The sequence below is a fragment of the Bacteroidia bacterium genome, from assembly GCA_027493955.1.
Classification (GTDB): Bacteria; Bacteroidota; Ignavibacteria; order SZUA-365; family SZUA-365; genus JAOSJT01.
Map to the genome: position 1 here is coordinate 4,657,260 of JAOSJT010000001.1, position 17,791 is coordinate 4,675,050.

Genomic DNA, 17,791 nt, shown 5'->3' on the forward strand with positions numbered 1-17,791 from the left:
TTATGGAGCCTCCGAGTACCACCCCGCCTTCACGCCCGTACCGGTCAGCAGGAGCGCGACTCCGATGACCGAAATACCCGCGCTTGATATCGCATTATTCTTTTTCGCCCTCCTCGCCGCGATGGTGCTCGCCATTGCGGATACCGCCATCACCTCCGCGTCTCGCAGCCGACTCGATGATTTAGCCGACAAGGGCCTTTCATCCGCCCACGCTGCGTTGCGGCTCAAGGACAGCGACGAGGAACGCAAGGGCACCGTTCTTTTAGCGACATTTTTCCTGTTGACCGCCGCAAGTATGTTTGTTTCGCCGTACATCGGGCAGTGGGCACACGGCCTTGCCCGTTACTCGCAGCAGGCATGGCTGGACAAACTGCTTATTCCGACCGGCGTCGCGTTGTTTGCCATTCTCATCTCCAGCGTCTTTCTCGTGCTGGCCACACTCTCCGGCAGGGCCATCGGTGTACGCTTCGCCGAAAGTCTCGTGCTGGCCCTGGCGGGCTGGATGTACGGACTCTCGCGACTGCTATCGCTGCCGCGGCGTATGCTCACGGCGATTTCCGCCGGACTGTTCCGTCCGCTGCGCATCACGCCCTCCTTTCACATCGCCGTCACCTCTGAAGAGAATCTCAAAGATATTCTCGAGGACGGAGCGAAAACCGGCCTGCTCGACCGCACGGAGCACGAGCTGATTGAAAGCATCCTTCAGTTCACCGATACCACCGCACGGGAGGTGATGATTCCCCGCACGGACATCGTCGCCGTGGAAATGGGAATGAGCGCCGATACGATTCTGGAGAAATTTCTCGAGGAGGGTTTCACGCGCATGCCGGTGTACGTTGAATCCCTCGACAATATCGTGGGTGTGGTGTACGCCAAGGATGTGATCAGCCTCGTGCAGCACAAGGATTTGATTATCCTGCAGGACATCATACGGCCCGCGTTCATCGTTCCGGAAACGAAGTCCATTTCCCAACTGCTCCGGGAATTTCAGCTCAGAAGTCTGCACATGGCCATCGTGGTGGATGAATTCGGCGGCACCGAAGGCATTATCACGATGGAGGATATTCTCGAGGAAATCGTCGGAGATATCCGCGATGAATACGACGAGGAGGAAAGTCCCTACACGAAATTGCCGGACGGCTCCATCGAGGTCGAGGCGGTGATCAACATCACCGACTTCAACGGCTATGACGTGTTGCACATTCCCGAGAGCGAGGATTACGACACCATCGGCGGATTCGTGACCATGCTGTTCGGACGCATTCCCGAGTCGGGAGAGAGCATTACCCACGAAAGCATCACCATCGACGTGATCGAAGCGGAGGAGCGGCGCGTCAAACGCGTGCGGATCTCGCGCACCGACGAAACGCGCACCGACGAAACGCGCGGTGACGAGAGCAACGCTTCCGATATTTGACCCGCTCTGCGTATCTTGCATCGGTTGAAGCAGGTCTCTTCCGATCAGGATAAGGATAGCGCTATGCTGGCATTGGCGTCACTGATATTCGCCATAGTACCCATGGGCATGTACCTGTGGGCGATATGGGTCATGGATCGTTATGATCGCGAGCCCATCGGACTTCTCTTTCTCAATTTCGCCTGGGGAGCATTGGGTGCGATCATTTTCGGCATTCTGTTCAGCGTTATCGCATCGGCGGCTCTCGCGTCATCGGCCTTTCACGACGCGATATTCGTCGCACCCATCACCGAGGAGATCACGAAGGGCGTCTTTCTCTTCTGGACGGTGCGCGACCGGCGTTTCGACAACATTACCGACGGCGTGGTCTACGGCATGGCCATCGGGCTGGGATTCGGAATGACGGAGAATTTTCTCTATTTCCTCGGAGCGTCGACCGCGGGAGAGTGGGTGGGTATGGTTGTGATACGCACGCTGTTCACCACCGTGATGCACGCCATGGCGACGGGGATATTCGGGGCCTTCATCGGTTACACGAAGTTCGGGCGTCCCGGCGTAAAGGTGCCGCTCCGATTGCTTGGCTTGTTTCTCGCTATCTTCATGCATTTTTTCTGGAATTTCTCCGTCTCGATCAACAATCCCGCGGCGGCCGGACTGGGCCTCATTTTCATCGTACTGAGTCTCGTGGTTATCATCGTCGTGATGCAGCTCTCCCTGCTTGCCGAAAACCGCCTCATCATCCGCGAGCTGTCCGAGGAAGCCGAGCAGGGGCTCATCCCAGCGCTGCATTTGCAATACCTCCCGTACACGAGCAAGCGCAAACTGCTCGGTTGGCTGTCGCCGGTGGTGAACCGCAAGGAATACGTACAGCTCGCCACGCGCCTCGCCTTCCGCAAACATCAGAGCCGGAACTGCCATGAAAACGAGCGCGAACATTACGCCGGCGAGGCGGAGACCCTGCGAAGCTCCATCACCTCGGTGTTGTCGGTAGATTCCGCTTCGGAGGCGGGGAAGCTGTATTAGGGGAGCGGGGAGCGGAGAGCGGGGGAGCGAGAGCGGGGAGCGGAGGGCGGGGAGCGGAGAGTGGAGGGCGGAGAGCGGAGAGCGGAGAGCTTAGCGCGTGCATGTCGCCGGCTATGCGCGGTATTCATGCAGGATGCCTGCGCTAAGCGCTACGTTCTCTGCGCTGCACCTTCCTTTCACATTTCATTTTTCGCATCTCAAGGCGAAGTGTCGCCCTTCGGGCTTATTCCGCCTGTGCTGTGGTCGTGTGTGCCCCCACACTCACGTGTGGGATTAGAGGAAGTGTCGCCCTTCGGGCTTGTCTTCTTTGTTGCGATCATGCGTGCCCCCACACTCACGTGTGGGTCGGAGACTCGCCGCGGCGAGGTTAGAGGAAGTGTCGTCAGCCTCAGGCTGAGCTCAGGACGTCGTGGCTGGGCGCGTGCGACTCCCAACTGACGTTGGGGGTCAGAGGAAGTGTCGTCAGCCTCAGGCTGAGCTTGGTCCAGCCTGTGCTGTGTGCGCGAGCGACCCCGGGCTGAAGCCCGGGGTTAGAGGAACTATCGCCCTTCAGGCTTGGGACGCGTTCAGTTTTCATTTGGCGGTAGAAACGCAGGCACGGTGGAGTGTACCGCAAAAAATGGACAGTGAGTTCCCCCCGGATTGAAATGACAGTGTGCTTGTAGTGGTCGCGTTCGCAGTCGCGCAGAGGAACCGCGGGGTGGCGCCGGGGCGGCCCTGAGCTCTCTTGGGGGCTCCAGTCGCCCCGACTGCCAGCGCGGTTCGCTGCGCGCCTTGCTCTCGCTCATATCGTTTCATGCCGCCTGCTCCATGTCATTGCCGAGACGTTTCTTCGACCAATACAGATTCTCGTGTTCCTGCGGCGTATGATAGCCCAGCGTGCTGTGCAGACGCTGATTATTGTATTCAAGTTCAATGTACTCGAAGAGGTATCGCCGGGCATCCGTCACCGACGCGAAGAGAAGTCCTTCCGGCATTTCCTTCTTCAACGTGGCAAAAAATGACTCGGCGACGGCGTTATCCCAGCAATCACCTTCCTGCTCATGCTCTGAATGCTGCCGTAAGGGCGCAGGGCACTGCGGAATCCCTCGCAGCAGTATTGCACACCGCGATCAGAATGCACGATAAGCCCCGCACGTATGCTTCGCGTCCAAGCCGCGCGTTTGAACGCGGTCACAACCATTGTATGGCGCAACGATGTGCTGACCTCCCAGCCGACGATCTTCCGGGAAAACAGGTCGATAAACACGCACAAGTACAACCATCCGGAGGTGCTGCGCAAATACGTGATATCACTCACCCACACCGTATCAGGTGCATCGACCGAAAACTGGCGTTCGAGCATATTTGGCGAGACAGTATACGAATGCTTCGAATCTGTCGTGGTAATGAAACGGCGACGATGCTTGACCTTCAATCCCTGCCGACGCATGCTGGCCGCCACGCGGCTCCGCCCGCACGCGAAACCGCGCTTGCGTAATGCTTTGACGAGACGACGTACGCCGTAGCTGGATTTCCTGCGCAGGAATTCCTCCCGGACCGCCATATCGAAGGCTGCGGTGCGCTCGGCGCGTGCATGCTCGCCACGACGACGCCATGCATAATAGCCTGAGCACGATACGTTGAGCACGCTGGCCATCCTTTCGATGCTAAACTCGTTCCGATATGCGTTCATAAACCGGAACCGGGCTTCGTGGGTAGCGAGAAGATGGCCACTGCTTTTTTTAATATTTCGCGCTCCTGACGGAGAATCTCGTTCTCTCGACGAAGACGATGCAGTTCAGAATCACTGGCGGGAAGATTTCCGTTGCCGGGAAAGGCCTCTGACTTCTGTGTCAGAAGCTGACGGCGCCAGGTGCGTATCGCACCATCATAGAGGTCGAACTCCTCCTCAAGCGCGGAGTCGGGTCGATCGGTGCTGTCAGCCAACTCGATCACGGATCGTTTGAATGCAGCATCATATTTCTTGTGGGTTCGTTTTACCATGACAGAGTCTCCGGTGATTTTTGAAAAGGTAACCGGGGGGAACTCTCTGTGCAATTTCTTCGGGACACTCCACGGCCCGCCGCGCCTCCCGATTCCCGATTCCCGATTCCCGATTCCCGATTCCCGATTATCGATTTCGAATATCGATGTACGTTCGCAACGCGGGCACGGCCCGCCGTGCCCCTACCGCGATTTCCGATTCCCGATAATCGATTCCCGATAATCGATTCCCGATTCATTCCCGGGACGCACACGCTAGGCTCTCTGCTCTCTGCTCTCTGCTCTCCGCTCTCTGCTCTCTGCTCTCTGCTCTCCGCAATCCGCAATCCGCAATCCGCAATCCGCAATCCGCAATCCTTTCACTGTTCACGAAACATGACGATATTAAAGGTTACGCGCGGTGAGGATTCTGCGCGGCAGGACGACACGAACAACACGAGTACTGCACATGCTTCATGTACTGTTCACCTTCGGCACACGGCCGGAAGCCATCAAACTGGCGCCCGTTATCACGCATATGCTGGGGAGGCCGGAGGAATTCCGCGTGTCCGTTTGCCTGACCTCGCAGCACAAGGAAATGCTGCGGCAGGTGACGGACTTCTTCAGTATTCGCGAGGATGTGGACCTGGATATCATGCTGCCGAATCAGACGCTGGAGCATATCACCTCGGCGGTGCTGCTGAACATGCGCGGCGTGCTCGAAGAGCTGCGCCCAGACGTTCTGCTTGTGCAGGGCGATACGACGACGGTGTTCGCCTCGTCGCTTGCGGCGTTTTATGCGAAAATTCCCGTGGGACATGTGGAAGCCGGTCTGCGCACCTTCAACAAATACAGTCCCTTCCCCGAAGAAATCAACCGCACCCTCACGGCCTCCATCGCCGAGTATCACTTCGCGCCGACTACGACGGCTGCGGACAACCTGCGCAGGGAAGGTCGCGCGGAGGCGGGCATTCACATCACGGGCAACACGGTGGTGGATGCGCTGCTGCTGGGCAAGTCGCTGCTCGAGCGCTGGGAGCCCGCGCAGCGCAGGGGACTGCTGCTCGAGGCGGGTTTGCGCGAAGATGCCACGGACAGACTGCTGAGCGGCGTGTCCCGCTTCATTACCGTCACCGCGCATCGGCGCGAAAGCTTCGGTGAGCCTTTCGAGCAGATGCTGCAGGCCATGCTCGAAATCGTTGCCGGGCACGGCGATGTGGAAATCGTCTACCCCGTGCACCGCAATCCGAATGTGCGCGAGCCGGTGGAGCGCCTGCTCAGCGGCAACGCGCGCATTCACCTGCTTGATCCGCTGCGCTACGAACAACTGCTCTTCCTCATGGATCACAGTACACTGCTGCTGACGGACTCAGGAGGAATTCAGGAAGAGGGTCCCTCGCTGCGCAAACCCGTGCTCGTCATGCGCGAGGTGACCGAACGCCCCGAAGGCATTGATGCCGGCGTGTCGCGTCTCGTGGGTACCGATCGCGCCCGCATCGTCGATACCGTGCGCAGTCTGCTGACCGACAAGGCGCAGTACGAGGCCATGGCTACGGGCATCAATCCCTACGGCGACGGCGAAGCGAGCAGAAGAATAGCGGACATACTTCTCGGCGGTGGACGTGGCTGACACTCCCTTGCGCGTCGTGTTCGATGCGCATGCGATCACTCCGCGGCGCTCGGGCATCGGCGAATACAGCGCGAAGCTGCTCGCCGCGATGTGCGAAACGCCCGATTCAGGCATAGAATTGTCGCTGTACGCGAACGGCCGCATCACACCCTTGCGCAGCGCAGATGAAATTCCCGCGATTACCGAAGGCATTCCCGACGGCTCGCTGTACGCCCTGAGGCATCAGTGGGAATTGCCGCTGCTGCTGCGTCGTGAGCGCTGCGACCTCTTCCACATGCCCGATTTTCTGGCTCCACTGCTTCTTCCCGTACCCTTCGTCTGCACCATCTACGATCTGATTCCTCTGGCAAAGCCGGAGTACATCGCGCGCTCGCTGAAGGTGCGTCTGCTGCCGCTGTACCGCACCATCGTGCGTCGCTCGACCCGCCGCGCCGCGCGTGTGCTGACCATCTCCGAGCACAGCCGCCGCGATATCGTGCGCATGCTCGGCATCGACGCAGCGCGCATCGACGTCACCCCGCTCGCGCCGACAGTGGAAGTGAGCAACGCCGCCTGGCCGCAGTCTCTCGCGGGACGGCTGCAGCGGGGACGCTATCTGCTCTACGTCGGGCGCCACGATCCGTACAAGGGACTCGGTTTTTTGCTCGACGCCTTCGCTGCCGTGTCGGGAGATCCCGCACTCGATGGAGTGACGCTCGCCATTGCCGGTGCGCTGGACAATCGCTACGGCTACGCGGACAAGGTGGCTGCGCTGGGACTCGGCGACCGTGTCGTATTTCTCGACTATGTGAGCGAAGAGCAGCTTTCGCCGCTGTATGCGAATGCGCTGGCCTTCGTGTTTCCATCGCTGTACGAGGGCTTCGGGCTGCCGCCGCTGGACGCCATGCGTCACGGCGTGCCCGTGCTTTGCAGCAACCGTACATCGCTCCCGGAGGTGACGGGCGACGCCGCCTTGCTCTTCGATCCGGAGGAAAGTGGTGCATTTGCTTCGGCATTGCGCGAAATATGCGGAAACGCTAGCTTGAGAGATAAGCTCATCCGGAGCGGCATTCAGCGGCAGGAAGGATTTTCGTGGACTATCACCGCCGCATTGACTATCGAGGCATACAAACGCGCCGCGAAGGTGCACACACAAGAATGAACGCGCATCTGCTGGAACAACTCGGAGTATCAAACGGCCTTCTCCTCGCCCCGATGGAGGACGTCACCGACATGTCCTTCCGCCAGATCTGCAAGGAATTCGGCGCGGATATCGTCTACACCGAGTTCGTCAACGCCGATGGCCTGGTCCGCAGCAAGAAGCCCACGAAATCGCGCAGAAAAATGCTTATCCGCGAGGAAGAGCGTCCCGTCGGCATACAGATCTACGGCGGCAATCTCGACACCATGCTCGAAGCGGCCTCGATAGTCGAGCAGGAGGAGCCGGACATCGTGGACATCAACGCCGGATGCTGGGTGAAAAAAGTCGCCGGACGCGGCGCGGGCGCCGGCCTGCTCAAAGATCTTCCATACATGGTCGAGATGGCGAAAGCCATCGTCAACAGAGTGAAGCGGCCAGTCACGCTCAAGACACGTCTCGGTTGGGATCACGACTCGATACAGATCGTGGAACTTGCCCGCATGCTGGAGGATGTGGGGATTCAGGCACTGACGGTACACTGTCGTACACGGCAGCAGGGGCACAGCGGCGACCCGGACTGGAGCTGGATACCGCGAATTAAGGCGGCCGTGAACATTCCTGTCATTCTGAACGGTGGAGTCAACACACCGGAGGACGTGCGACGCGCATTTTCGGAAACCGGCTGCGACGGCGTCATGATAGCGCGCGGCGCCATTGCGAATCCGTGGATTTTTCGCGAAGCAAAGCATTTTTTAGCCACAGGAGAAATCCCCGCGCCCCCGAGCTTCGCCGAGCGCATAGACACCGCGCTCAGGCATCTTCGCATGGCCGTGCAGGTCAAAGGCGAACGCACTGCGGTGCTCGAAATGCGCAAGCATTACATCGCGTATCTCAAATACGTGCCCAACAGCAGACAGATGCGCAACATTCTCATGAAACCGGTCACACTTGCCGAAGTGGAAGACGTGCTGCACAGTCTGTTATTTTTTGAAGAAATCGGAGAATTTGTCGCCGAACCGGGAACTTTTTACGCGGACCTGCGGTGTTAATTGATTGTGGCTCACAACAATCGCAAGAAAATCATGAATTTCGGAGATCAGTTTTCCATTACCTTGACATCTTGCGTCATTTTCTTTATTATTGAAATAGTTGAATTTAGGTTTTGAGTCTAACCTGTTACTTTAACTAACCACACCAAGGAGAAGCATATGAGAAAACTCCGTAAGTCTGTGGTGCTTATTTGCGCTGCTGCGATTCTCGGTGGCGGAGCTATGATTTCCGGATGCACATCGTACGCAACACCGGAGCAGTTGGCCCGCATTTCCGAACTTGAGCGTGAAATCAGCGCCCTGGAATCAGCGATTCAGAGCAAGCAGTCCCAGATCGGTACGCTGGACCGCCAGATCTCGGCTCAGGAAGCCAAACTCGAACAGTGCGCCAAGGACAAGGAGCTGGTCAAGCAGCGTCTGGCGAACTGGAAGGGTCAGTAATTCACCGGTGCACAAGAATTCAATTCGAAAAGCGAGGAAAAGAATCATGAAATGGAATAGCATAGCCATTCTGACCGTCGCGCTGGGATTGTTCTTCGTTACCGGGAACAACGCCTTCGCACAGGACAAGATGACAGAGGAAGAAGCTGCGCAAAAAATCCAGAACCTGGAAAAGCGCGTCTCCGACCTCAAACGCCAGCAGTCGTCGCTGGATCAACAATTGACCGAGAAGAACCGCGTGCTCAAGAGCAAGCAGGACGATTACGAGAAATGTATCGATGAACTCTACGCCCTCGTGGGTGCCACCCGTCAGGACGTGGATGCCTACGAAGCGCGCCTGAAGCGCCTCGAGAACAAAATCAGCGATTTGCTGCGTCTTTCGCCGATGGATCTGCTTGCCCGCAAGGCGGAAGTAGACGAAGCGGAAGCCGAGTACAACAATCTCGCCGGCAACAAGATCAGTCTCCTCCCCGCGTTCTATGATCGCGTGCAGCGAGTCGCCGAAAACATCCGCACTCTGCGTGAGACTCTCTCCCGTGCTGAGAAATCCTACACCGTCGGCACCTGGGCGAAAGACCGCGACTGTCTCTGGAACATCGCCAAGAAGCCCGATATTTACGGCGACGCCTTCAAATGGCCGAAAATCTGGCAGAAGAACCGCGATCAGATCAAGAATCCCGATCTGATTTACCCGGGCCAGGTCCTGAAGATTCCGGCTCCCGCTCCTCTCACTCCTGAAGAGGAAAGCGCCGCGCGGAAATACTACCGCCAGAAGCGCGAAGCCGAACTGGCGGCTCCCACAGGTACTTCTCCGGAAAACGTTAACAAGTAACGGAGACCGCGCCGCGCAACCCGCGCGGCATGAAACAGTGACCTGAAGATCTCCCGAAAAACCCTTACATTTGTTGATGTAAGGGTTTTTCCTTTTTTCACAAATGAAGGATAGTCCCCCTGCCGGCAGGCGGACACGCAATGCATGCAAATAGAACGACGCATACGTATCAACGGCACCAATCCCGTCATCCTCTTCGGCTTCAATGACGCGAATATTCGCATCATCGAAGAGCGTTTCGACGCGGCCATTATCGCCCGCGGCGACAGCGTACTCATTCGCGGCGAGGATACCGTCGTGGACATGGTCGAAAAGGTGCTCAAAGAGCTGATGTTCATCGTCAACAAAACGGATTCGCTCACCGAGCGCGACGTGAACACCGTGCTCGACGTGCTCGCCAGCGGGCAGGCGCCGGAGATCGCACCCGAGGAAGTGGATAACATCATCCTCTACGCGAAAAAGGATTACATCAAGGCGCGGACGCCCGGCCAGATCAATTACCTGCGCGCTATTCGGCAGAATGATATCGTTTTCGCCATCGGACCGGCCGGTACAGGAAAAACCTACATGGCCGTTGCCGCAGCCGTCGCCGCGCTGAACCGCCACGACGTGCTGCGCATCGTGCTTGCGCGTCCCGCGGTGGAAGCGGGAGAAAGTCTGGGTTTTCTCCCCGGTGATTTGCGGGAAAAGGTGGATCCCTATCTGCGGCCGTTGTACGACGCCCTGGATGACATGCTGCCCGCTGAAAAGCTCAAGGCGTATCTCGAGCGCAGGACCATAGAAATCGTTCCGCTGGCCTACATGCGCGGCCGCACGCTGAACAACGCCTTCATCATTCTCGACGAGGCGCAGAACGCCACGACGATGCAGATGAAAATGTTTCTCACGCGCCTCGGCGCCAACGCGCGCGCCATCGTCACCGGCGATATAACGCAAATCGATCTCGCCACGCGCGGGCAAAGCGGTCTGGTGGAAATTCAGGATGTGCTGTCCGGTGTGGACGGGGTGTCCTTCGTGTATTTCGACAAGCGCGACGTGGTGCGGCACCGGCTGGTGAAGGACATTATCGACGCATACGAGCGCTATCACGGTGATCAGTGATGCCGGAGTGCCCGTGGCGACGATGCTGAGAAAAACCCTGTTCGTCTTTTTTCTCGTGATCATGCTCTCCTTCGATCCGGTGCATATCACGCCCGCGGCGCGGCAGACCCGCGCGGTGGTGGAGTACGTGATGCCCGTGCGCAGAGGGACGAGATACGGACGCTTCCGCGGCAGGCGGTACAAATCGCCGGCGCTTCCGATTGAGAATACAACATTCAGTTACCAAGGATATCAGTATGTTTGAAGACCATCTTTCCAAGGCACAGGACATCCGCCGACGCGTCGACGATCTTCGGGGGTTTCTTTGACGTAGACAGGAAGAAACAGGAAATAGCCGAACTCGAAGCGCGCACGCATCAGCCGGAGTTCTGGAACGACAACATCCAGGCGCAAAAGGTGATGCAGGAAATCGCCATGCGCAAGGAGTGGGTCGAACTCTGGGAACAGGTGCACGCGAAGACCGGAGATTTCATTGTTCTCATCGAACTCGCGGAAGAGAGCGCCGACGCTGAAATGGAAGGCGAGCTGGACGCGGAACTCGCGACGCTCGAAAAGCTGCTCGGCGAACTGGAATTCAAGAACATGCTTTCCGGTGAAGACGACAAGCGCAACGCCATTCTCACCATTCACTCCGGCGCGGGCGGTACCGAGTCGCAGGACTGGGCGGAAATGCTGTACCGCATGTACCTGCGCTACTGCGATCGCATGGGCTTCTCCGTCGCGCTGGTGGACGAACTCGAGGGCGAAGGCGCGGGCATCAAAAGCGTGACGCTGGAAATCACCGGACCCTTTGCCTTCGGCTACCTGAAAAGTGAAATCGGTGTCCATCGTCTCGTGCGTATTTCGCCGTTCGACGCGGCAAAGCGCCGTCACACCAGCTTCGCCTCGGTGTTCGTGTATCCCGAAATCGACGACGACATCGAGATTGAGATCAATCCCTCCGACCTGAAAGTCGATACCTTCCGCAGCGGCGGCAAGGGCGGCCAGAACGTGAACAAGGTGGAGACGGCCGTGCGCATCACGCATATACCCAGCGGTGTGGTCGTGGCCTGCCAGCAGGAGCGTTCGCAGTTACAGAACAGGCAGACCGCTCTCAAGCTGCTGCAGTCGCGTCTGTACCAGATCGAGCGCGAGAAGGAAGCGGCGCGGCTTTCATCCATCGAGGACAGCAAGAAAAAAATCGAATGGGGCAGCCAGATCCGTTCCTACACGTTCCAGCCGTATACGCTGGTGAAGGATCACCGGACCGGACACGAGAACTACGATGTGCAATCCGTGATGGACGGCAATCTCGAAGGATTCGCGCAGGCCTATCTTCTCCAATTCGGCAACGCCGTCGCGGCGATGCCCACGTAACGGCAATTCCGGGCGCGCATGTCTTTCGAGCGCTTTATCGCTTTCCGCTATTTGCGCACGCGCAACCTGTCGCGCTTTCTGTCGTTCATGACGGCGGTGGCGGCGGGCAGCGTGGCCGTTGGCACCGCCGCGCTCATCATCACCTACACCATACTCGACGGTTTCGAGAGGGAACTGCGCAGCAATCTGATCGGCTTCTCGGCGCATATACAGGTGTCCGTGTTTCGCGACGATGTTGTCCGTTTCGACGAGCAGGCGCTTGCCACGCTGTCCGGCATGGCGAATGTGGACGCGGCCGGACCCTTTCTGTCGCGAGAGGCCATAGCGCTTACGCGCGACGATATCGAAGGGATACGCGTGAAGGGGATAGACTCGCTGCGGGATCTGTCGCGCATACGCGAAAAAATCGTCGCCGGGAGTTTCAACCTGTTGCCGGTGGACGGGCGGCATTCCATTCTCATAGGCAAGCGGCTTGCGGACAAACTGAACCTGAATGTGGGCGACCGCATGCTGTTGCTGGGTGTCACCGATTTCAGCGATGTGTACAACGCACCCAAGCTGCAATGCACGATACGCGGTTTGTATGAAACGGGCATGGCCGAGTATCTGGACGACGTGTACGTGTTCACTGGTCTCGAAACGGCGCAGCGTGTATTCAACCTCGACGACAGAATCAGCGGCTTCGATGTGTTGTGCGAAGATGTGGACGCGGTAGATGCGACAGTGGACAACATTCAGGCCCGCCTGGGGTATCCCTACGATCCGCGGTCCGTTTTCTCGCTGTACCGGCATCTGTTCGTGTGGATTGATTTGCAGCAGCAACTTATCCCCGTTGTGGTCGGTTCACTGATCGTGATATCCGTGTTCAACGTCATCGCCACACTGCTGCTGTTCGTGATCGAGAAAACGCAGTACATCGGCATATTGCAGGCATTGGGGGCATCGCGCAAGCGCATACGGAGGATTTTCATGCTGCAAGGTCTGCTCATAGGTGTGGTCGGATCGGCGGCGGGCGCGGTGCTGGCCTTCGCTTTCTGTTTCGCGCAGCAGGAGTTTCGCTTTTTCAGCTTGCCGCAGGACGTGTACTTCATGACGACGGTGCCGATACACATGCGCCCCGAGATCTTCGGCGCGGTGATGCTTACAGGCATATGCCTCGCTTTCTTTTCTTCGTTCATCCCGGCCTGGCTTGCGTCGCGGCTCGATCCTGTGCGGTCCATCAGATTCCATTGAGCATGAGCATCGAACGCTACATAGCGCGGCGGTACCTGTTCGGCAGGAAGCGATTCAGCTTCATCAACATTATTTCCCTGCTGGCCACCATGGGCATTATGTTCGGCGTGGCCAGTCTGATCGTGGTGATGTCCGTGTTCAACGGTTTCAATGGTCTCGTGACCTCGATACTGCAGGATTTCGATCCGCATTTGAAAGTGGAACGCATCCCGCGGAGCGAGGGCAAGGGCGACGGCGATGTTCGCACGATACTTGCGTCGCGCGATGATGTCACGGGATTGTCTCCTTTCATACAGCGCAAGGCCATGGTCATGAGCAGGGGCGCCGCAAACTTCGTGTGGGTGAAAGGAGTGGCGCCGGACAGCGTGCGGAGTACTTCACGCGTGGATCAAAAAATCGTGCTCGGCGATTTTACCCTGCGCGAGCGCAACGGCATCGTACTCGGCATTGCTCTGGCGGATAAAATGCGCGCGATGGTTGGAGACACGGTTGTGCTGTACAGTCCTGCAGGCATGGAGAGCATGCTCACGCAGTACGTGACGCCCACGGTGCTGCGTTGCCGCGTGACCGGCATTTACGAATCGCAGAACAAATTGTACGATGGCGCATACGCCTTTCTGGCGTTGGACGATGCGCGGCGTTTGTTCCGCATGTCCGGCGGCATCAGCGGCTATGAGCTGCGACTAGACGACATCGGCGACAGCGAGGATGTGCGAGACGAGCTGCGCGCCTCCATCGGCGAGGGCTGGAATGTGCTCACGTGGTACGATCTGCACCGCGACCTGTACTCGGTCATGACCATCGAGCGATGGAGCGCGTTCATTCTGCTCGCCATCATCATCGCGGTGGCGGTGTTCAACATTCTCGCATCGCTGACCATGCTGGTGCTGGAAAAAAAGCGCGACATCGGCATCATGCGCACGATGGGTTTGTCCTCGCGTCGCATTCAGCGGATATTCCTGCTGCAGGGCGTGTGGACGGGCCTCATCGGCGTGCTGGCGGGCATGTTCATCGGATTGCTGCTGACCTGGCTGCAGGCGGAGTTCGGTCTCGTTGCGCTGGATGCCGCGTTCATTATTCCGGCCATTCCCGTCGAACTGAAGCTGTCGGACATCGTACTGATTGCCGTGGCGACTTTCGGACTGACCTTGCTTGCGGCGTGGTTTCCCGCCCGACGCGCGGGCAGGGTGGAGATCATCGACGCGGTGCGGTGGGAATAAAGTAGGAACATTCATGCAAACATTTCGTCAAAACACAATTCTTGGCGTCGGTTCTCCGGAACCGCGCCGCGCCGCAACAGAAGGGGACGGACTATGAGCAGCGATATCGTCATCGTTCAGGACGTGCACAAATCCTACGCTTCCGGCAGCACGACGCATCATGTACTGCGCGGTGCATCGCTCAACGTCCCCGAAGGAAGCGTCGCGGCCATTGTCGGCGCTTCGGGTGCCGGCAAGAGCACGCTGCTGCACATCATCGGAGCTCTGGACAGGCCTTCAAGCGGCGGAGTGCTGCTCGACGGAGAGAACATGTTCGCGCTTGACGATGCGTCGCTCGCCGCGTTCCGCAACAGGAGCATGGGCTTCGTGTTTCAGTTTCATCATCTGCTGCCCGAGTTCAGCGCACGCGAAAATATCGCCATTCCCTGCATGATCGCCGGTATGGCTCAATCCGCCGCTCTCAAACGCGCGGACGAACTGCTGGAAACCGTGCATGTTGCGCATCGCAAGGAGGCGCGGCCCTCGGAGCTTTCCGGAGGCGAGCAGCAGCGCGTGGCGGTGGCCCGGGCGCTTGCCAACAAGCCGCGCGTGATTCTCGCGGACGAACCATCCGGCAATCTCGACGAGGAAAACGCCGACATGCTGCATGAATTGCTGTGGACGCTGGCCCGCGAGCAGGGTCAGACCTTTGTTATCGTGACGCACGACAGCGGACTGGCCGCCAGGGCCGACGCGACGTGGCGGTTGCATGAGGGGCGGTTGTTGTGAGGGCGGCTGTAGCAGCTTGACATTTGACAATCGAGAAAGAACGAACTACTTTTGCTGCATCGAGTGTTCCTTGCCGTCCATTTTGCCAGCGTTTTCACCAAGAGCGCAGTATTTCCAGAACTGGCCGGAAAGGTGGCAACATTCTGGAGGTGATTCATGATGTATGCACGTTTGTTGAGTATTCTCCTGACTTTGATTTTTGCTTCTGGTTGCGAACATCACCCTTCGGCATTTGAACCTTACTACGGGGGGTATACAACTTTGGAGTCTGCACTGGAGAACGCCTCATCAGCACAAGAGCTTAAGCTAAGTGCAATCGGCGACTCTCTTTCACCCGAGATCGGGCGATTGCAAAAGCTCTGGTATCTTGAAATTCGAGATAGTCCGATTCGGTTTTTGCCGGAAGCGATCAGCATGATGAACTCGTTAACCCATTTTGAGATGCATAACACCCAACTGGAAAGTTTTCCACCTCAAATTTGGAGGAATAAAAATATACTCAATTTGTACATAGATTCGTGCGGGATTTCCTTTATTCCGGATAGCCTGGAAAGTTCCAGTATTACCTGGTTAGCTCTTCATGATTGCAATATTGATTCGATTCCCGCTTGGATGATGCATTGGGAGCAACTCCATAAATTGGGGTTAAGCTCGAACAATATTAAAAACTTCAATGTGGATGAATTTTCTTATAACGACCTTTCTCAATTGAGTCTACAGTACAATCAACTTAGGGCATTCGAAACTGCATCGAACAGCTTCAAGTCATTGTATTCCTTGGATCTTGGAAATAATGAGTTGGAGGAGTTTAATGTCGCATCCGGATCGCTGTCAGAACTGAAATACTTATCCCTTCACTACAACAACCTTACAGACTTCCGTGTAACCGCAAGCGCCCTTCCAAAATTAGTACATCTTGGACTTGTCGGAAATCCAATCCCGCCCTCGTCGAGAGACAGAATCCGGCTATCCTTCCCAAATGCGGTGGTTTCTTTTTAGATTTACTGTGATGTACGACTCACAACCATAATTATGAGGCATGATTGAGAAAACATCTTCTTTTCGATTGCGTGGATCTGGGCACAACACGAGCATAGCATAATTCTACTGTGTTATAAAAATATTTCGTATATTGCGGCATCGAGAATACTCACGGTGCTCCGATGCCTTCACCTTCGACACCCGAACAACGCTTTGATGCGTACATGAACCTGCTCACCGGAGTCATCGGACATGCGGATCGAGCGATTCCGTTGCGAAATTATTGCAGCGGGTTGCTCTTGCCCGGCGAACGCAAGAGCGTCGAGCCGATGGCAGCGCGCATTGATCCGGAACATGTACCCCACCAACACCAGTCGATGCACCATTTTATCGCCGAAGCCCCATGGAGCGATGACGCCGTCATGGAGGCGGTCCGAGACTATACTCTTCCAGCCATCGAGACGATGGAGCCGATTCAGGCATGGATCGTCGACGACACCGGACTGTCGAAAAAAGGCAAGTACTCGGTGGGTGTCGCCAGACAGTACTGCGGGCGGCTTGGCAAGCAGGACAACTGTCAGGTCTTGGTAACCGTGTCCGTCGCGCACTCGCAAGCGAGCCTTCCGGTCGCGTTTCGTCTGTATTTGCCGGATTCCTGGGCGAGTGATCCTGAGCGACGACTCAAGTGCGGCGTCCCGGAAGAGCTTTGGTTTCAGACGAAACCGACGATCGCGATGAGTTTGCTTGAAAAACTTGTCGATACCGACATTCCGCGCGGCGTGCTGCTCGCCGACGCCGGCTACGGAAACGATAGTCTGTTTCGTTATCAGCTCAGTGCGTTGGGTCTGCGCTACGCGGTGGGCGTTCAGTCGTCGACGACGGTATCGGTGCGCGGTACGGCCAACGACCTCGGGCAAGGCATGCGAGACGTGGTTGTATCGGTTCTGGATCTGGCGGTTTCCGTCGGGGAAAGCGCTTTTGAGGAAGTACGTTGGCGTGAAGGCAGTTCGGCCGTGCTCGCATCGCGGTTCTGGGCGGTACGCGTCGTCAGCGCGCACCACGTTCTAGAGCGCGGAGGGCCGGCAGCGGAGGAATGGCTCCTTGTCGAATGGCCGGACGGCGCCGTCGAGCCGACGAAATTCTGGTTGGCGACGCTTCCCGAGGGCAGCACCTTGCGGCAATTGGTCCATATTGTGATGATGCGATGGCGTATCGAACGGGATTATGAGGAATTGAAAAGCGAGATCGGACTCAACCATTTCGAAGGGAGGGGGTGGCGGGGGTTCCACCATCACGCGACCATGTGTATCGCGGCATACGCGTTTCTGGTCGCTGAACGCGGCCTTTTCCCCCCAGAAGAAGAATCCCGATGGAATCCGTTCCGGGCGCCTGTCCTACCCGCAAATTACCGACCACGGGGAGCCGCCCGTACAGTGGTAGCGACACGTTGAATCTTCCATCGCGACAATGCGGGCAAGGATTATCGCGGTGCTTGTGCAGCGGCTCCCATGCTGTCCGGTGTGCAAGCGAAGAAAAGATCGCCACGCCGATGGCTCTCATGTACATGGACCATGATGTATGTAACATAGTAGGAATAAGAGATTGAAATAAAATGTTTCAGTCTGCGGTTATCCTATTGAAAGAGAGCCGGAAAA

General features: G+C 57.3%; 18 protein-coding genes. 15 read left to right on the plus strand and 3 right to left on the minus strand.

Translation table 11 applies throughout. The features are described from left to right. Positions 1–64: 64 nt before the first annotated feature. Entirely contained in the window at positions 65–1,417 is a 1,353-nt protein-coding gene (locus M5R41_17675) for a hemolysin family protein (protein ID MCZ7558233.1), read from the plus strand. Positions 1,418–1,480: 63 nt separating this feature from the next. Further along, the gene (locus tag M5R41_17680; protein ID MCZ7558234.1) at positions 1,481–2,440 is read left to right on the plus strand and encodes a PrsW family intramembrane metalloprotease; all 960 of its coding nucleotides are present in this window, start codon (positions 1,481–1,483) and stop codon (positions 2,438–2,440) included. 794 nt (positions 2,441–3,234) lie between these two features. Here M5R41_17680 and M5R41_17685 read toward each other — a convergent pair. From M5R41_17685 to M5R41_17695, 3 genes are read right to left on the minus strand one after another with little or no spacing between them, the layout of a single operon-like run. After that, positions 3,235–3,429, minus strand: coding sequence for an IS3 family transposase (locus tag M5R41_17685; protein ID MCZ7558235.1), 195 nt, complete (start codon positions 3,427–3,429; stop codon positions 3,235–3,237). Beyond that, a complete protein-coding gene (locus M5R41_17690) occupies positions 3,426–4,115 on the minus strand; it encodes an IS3 family transposase (GenBank protein ID MCZ7558236.1) in 690 nt (229 codons plus the stop codon). The genes M5R41_17685 and M5R41_17690 overlap by 4 nt, the downstream gene beginning before the upstream one ends. After that, positions 4,112–4,426 carry a transposase gene (locus M5R41_17695; GenBank protein ID MCZ7558237.1) on the minus strand — a complete coding sequence of 105 codons (315 nt, stop codon included), beginning with the start codon at positions 4,424–4,426 and terminating at the stop codon, positions 4,112–4,114. Before M5R41_17695 ends, M5R41_17690 begins: the two co-directional genes overlap by 4 nt. Before the next feature lie 448 nt (positions 4,427–4,874). On the opposite strand from M5R41_17695, the gene wecB reads away from it, so the two are divergent. From wecB to M5R41_17760, 13 genes are all read left to right on the plus strand, one after another. Next, entirely contained in the window at positions 4,875–6,035 is a 1,161-nt protein-coding gene (wecB, locus tag M5R41_17700; protein MCZ7558238.1) for a UDP-N-acetylglucosamine 2-epimerase (non-hydrolyzing), read from the plus strand. Next, positions 6,028–7,176, plus strand: coding sequence for a glycosyltransferase family 4 protein (locus tag M5R41_17705; GenBank protein ID MCZ7558239.1), 1,149 nt, complete (start codon positions 6,028–6,030; stop codon positions 7,174–7,176). Before wecB ends, M5R41_17705 begins: the two co-directional genes overlap by 8 nt. After that, on the plus strand, positions 7,173–8,204 hold the full coding sequence (gene dusB, locus M5R41_17710; GenBank protein ID MCZ7558240.1) for a tRNA dihydrouridine synthase DusB: 1,032 nt from the start codon (positions 7,173–7,175) through the stop codon (positions 8,202–8,204). Before M5R41_17705 ends, dusB begins: the two co-directional genes overlap by 4 nt. A gap of 159 nt (positions 8,205–8,363) precedes the next feature. Beyond that, positions 8,364–8,645: a hypothetical protein gene (locus tag M5R41_17715; protein MCZ7558241.1), complete on the plus strand. Its 282-nt coding sequence runs from the start codon at positions 8,364–8,366 to the stop codon at positions 8,643–8,645. A 46-nt stretch (positions 8,646–8,691) separates the two neighbouring features. Further along, a complete protein-coding gene (locus M5R41_17720) occupies positions 8,692–9,477 on the plus strand; it encodes a LysM peptidoglycan-binding domain-containing protein (protein MCZ7558242.1) in 786 nt (261 codons plus the stop codon). Between the two features lie 144 nt (positions 9,478–9,621). Continuing rightward, entirely contained in the window at positions 9,622–10,578 is a 957-nt protein-coding gene (locus tag M5R41_17725; GenBank protein ID MCZ7558243.1) for a PhoH family protein, read from the plus strand. Between the two features lie 13 nt (positions 10,579–10,591). Then, the gene (locus M5R41_17730) at positions 10,592–10,822 is read left to right on the plus strand and encodes a hypothetical protein (GenBank protein ID MCZ7558244.1); all 231 of its coding nucleotides are present in this window, start codon (positions 10,592–10,594) and stop codon (positions 10,820–10,822) included. After that, a protein-coding gene (gene prfB, locus M5R41_17735) for a peptide chain release factor 2 (protein ID MCZ7558245.1) occupies positions 10,815–11,934 on the plus strand; the annotation gives its coding sequence in 2 pieces (ribosomal slippage) (positions 10,815–10,883 and positions 10,885–11,934; 1,119 coding nt in all). The genes M5R41_17730 and prfB overlap by 8 nt, the downstream gene beginning before the upstream one ends. A gap of 18 nt (positions 11,935–11,952) precedes the next feature. Further along, positions 11,953–13,167 (plus strand): ABC transporter permease, encoded by a 1,215-nt coding sequence (locus M5R41_17740; protein MCZ7558246.1) that lies wholly within the window; start codon positions 11,953–11,955, stop codon positions 13,165–13,167. 2 nt (positions 13,168–13,169) lie between these two features. After that, the gene (locus M5R41_17745) at positions 13,170–14,387 is read left to right on the plus strand and encodes an ABC transporter permease (protein MCZ7558247.1); all 1,218 of its coding nucleotides are present in this window, start codon (positions 13,170–13,172) and stop codon (positions 14,385–14,387) included. A 93-nt stretch (positions 14,388–14,480) separates the two neighbouring features. After that, the gene (locus M5R41_17750) at positions 14,481–15,155 is read left to right on the plus strand and encodes an ABC transporter ATP-binding protein (protein MCZ7558248.1); all 675 of its coding nucleotides are present in this window, start codon (positions 14,481–14,483) and stop codon (positions 15,153–15,155) included. Between the two features lie 156 nt (positions 15,156–15,311). Continuing rightward, a complete protein-coding gene (locus M5R41_17755) occupies positions 15,312–16,154 on the plus strand; it encodes a leucine-rich repeat domain-containing protein (protein MCZ7558249.1) in 843 nt (280 codons plus the stop codon). A gap of 164 nt (positions 16,155–16,318) precedes the next feature. Beyond that, on the plus strand, positions 16,319–17,587 hold the full coding sequence (locus M5R41_17760; GenBank protein MCZ7558250.1) for an IS701 family transposase: 1,269 nt from the start codon (positions 16,319–16,321) through the stop codon (positions 17,585–17,587). Positions 17,588–17,791 lie beyond the last annotated feature (204 nt).